General features: G+C 46.7%; 3 protein-coding genes. 2 read left to right on the top strand and 1 reads right to left on the bottom strand.

The annotated features are described in order from the left end of the window. Positions 1–43 precede the first annotated feature (43 nt). Entirely contained in the window at positions 44–1,042 is a 999-nt protein-coding gene (locus AC29Z1_RS09345) for a GGDEF domain-containing response regulator (RefSeq protein ID WP_488271191.1), read from the top strand. On the opposite strand, the gene AC29Z1_RS09340 is transcribed toward AC29Z1_RS09345, so the two are convergent. Next, entirely contained in the window at positions 1,026–1,913 is an 888-nt protein-coding gene (locus AC29Z1_RS09340) for a LysR substrate-binding domain-containing protein (protein WP_488271190.1), read from the bottom strand. The two genes, AC29Z1_RS09345 and AC29Z1_RS09340, sit on opposite strands and share 17 nt — an antisense overlap. Before the next feature lie 185 nt (positions 1,914–2,098). Between AC29Z1_RS09340 and yedE the strand changes: the two genes are divergently transcribed. Further along, the coding region (gene yedE, locus AC29Z1_RS09335) for a YedE family putative selenium transporter (RefSeq protein ID WP_488271189.1) at positions 2,099–2,535 on the top strand (437 nt) is incomplete at its 3' end.

The following is a 2,535-nucleotide window of genomic DNA, read 5'->3' as shown; positions in this document are numbered from 1 at the left end:
AGATGTTGAAGTGTGGTTTGAGTAGCAGGCTGGGAGGGGTAAAATGGCCATCTTACTTGTTGAGAATTCGGCAGATAGCCGGATGTTAATTAAATGCCTATTGGAGAAAAACGGCTTTAATGATGTGATTACTGCTGAAACAACATTTGCCGCTTTTGACATATTGGGTATGGATCAGCCGAATTGTGCGGCCACACATATTGATCTTATTCTCATGGATGCGTTTATGTCGGATATGGATGGGATTGAAGCCTGTCGCCTGATAAAATCCAATCGTTGTTTGAAGGATGTTCCGATTATTATCATTACTGACAGTATGGCTAATGGTAACACGGAGACGCTGGACAGAGCGTTTGCCGCCGGAGCTATGGATTTTATCACCAAACCAGTTAAGCCTCTAGAATTAAAGGCACGGGTTCTATCGGCTTTAAAAATCAAATATGAAACCGACCAGCGCAAAGCCCGGGAGGCTGAATTGGTGAAAGTTTTGGAAGAACTTGAAAAAGCCAATAGAGAATTAAGCCGCCTGTCTTCGCTGGATGGGTTAACCGGTATCGCGAATCGGCGGCATTTTGAACAGATGTATGATCGGGAATGGCGGCGGGCAGTAAGAACAGGGTCGGAATTGGCAATTCTGTTTTTAGATATTGATTTTTTTAAATACTATAATGATACCTATGGGCACCAGCAAGGTGATGAGTGTTTAAAACAGGTGGCAGCAGCCGCAGGCCGGGTTTTAAAACGTCCGGGCGATTTGCTGGCACGGTATGGTGGAGAAGAATTTGTTGTTATTCTGCCGGAAACTTCTCTTGCTGGCGCTGTTAAGGTCGCTGAAGCCATTCGCAGTGCGATTGAGCGTTGTAACATACCGCATAGCGCCTCGAAAGTGGCAGATCATGTCACGGTGAGTGTAGGCGTGGCAGGGGGGCGCGTTACACTGGATGATAAGCCGTCTGATCTTATTACCCAGGCTGATAAGGCATTATATGAAGCCAAAAAAGGCGGACGTAATCAGGTACAAGTGGCTAATCGCTGTGGCTGAGTAAATATCGCCAGAACAGATCCAGACAGGTTAGACCAAACGGCTGGCGGCTAAGGGCGTAGAATTGGCGTGTAATGGCTGCGCCAGGTAGCGGCAGTGTAATGAGTTGGCCGGAGGCAAGCTCATTTTCCACTGCCCAGTTAGAGATAAAGCCTACACCAATTTTATTCAAAATGGCGGCTTTTACTGCTTGATTACTACCTGCTTCCATAACGACGGTAAGGTCACTAGCCCTGATTCCCAACGCTTGTAATGCCTGCAGCGCCGACCTTGCTGTACCGGACGATTTTTTTCTTAAAATAAATGGTAGCGTAAGTAACCACTCTTTGACGGGGGCAGTGCAGTCCACTTTAAAATCAGGGTGGGCGGCAAGTACCAGCTGATCTGTCCATAATGGTTGGCTAACAAGATTGTCATCCGGTTTGGCACCGATTATGGCAATGGGTATTTCGCCCTGAGTAAACTTTTTTAAGATGCTTTGACTATCGCCTGTTACCAAAGACAGCGACAGCCCTGGATGAGCGCTCAGAAAGTTGGCTAACAGCGGTGGCAGAATATAATCTGCCGGGATTGTACTGGCACCCAATAGGATTCGGCCGCTGGCACCTTGTATCATGGCCTGAATTTCATTATGGGTGCAGGCCACTAAGCTGTTGATTGTTCGGGTAGTTTCGTATAATTTTTTACCATAGATGGTTAGTGAGACGCCTTTGGATGTCCGGGTAAATAACGGGCATCCAAAATTTTTTTCCAGGTTGTCAATATGGAAAGAAACGGTTGGCTGGGTTAAAGCAAGCTTTTTGGCAGCAGCGGAAAAACTGCCTTCTTCGGCCACCTGTAAAAATACGGTTAAAGATTGCATATAGGACATACACTCACCTCAAATATCTGTGTGGTTTTCGCAAGAAAGAAGTTCGTAATGGTTAACGCGCTGTATGTAGTAATATTTCGGACAAGATAAGAATTTTTCCTGTTAGCTCCTTGATAAGCAGGAATATTGTTACAAATATATAATATTTATTGATGAACTAAATATATTTTCTATGAGGTGAGACAATGAGTTGGTTAACCATTGTAACCGGACTGGTATTTGGCTTGGGGGCGGTGTTGCTGGTTAAACTCGGCAATCCGGGAAACTACGGCTTTTGTGCTGCCTGTCAGTTGCGGGATATTGCTGGGGCGCTCGGAATTCACAGCGTAGCCACCCTGCAGTATGCTAGGCCGGAGATTCTGGGATTTGTGCTAGGGGCTTTCGCTCTATCCTGGCTTCGTGGTGAATTTCGGCCGCGAGGCGGATCTAATCCGGTGATTCGATTTGTCTTGGGAATGGCCATGATGATTGGAGCGCTGGTATTCTTAGGCTGCCCGTTGCGAGCTATTCTTAGAGTGGCAGGCGGTGACCTTAACGGGATTACGGCGCTGGCTGGGTTTATTGCCGGTATTGGAGTTGGCATACTGTTCTTAAAACGCGGGTTTAATCTTGGCCGGGCTCA

It is taken from the genome of Sporomusa sp., assembly GCF_057736855.1.
This window is presented reverse-complemented; position numbering and strand designations above follow the sequence as displayed.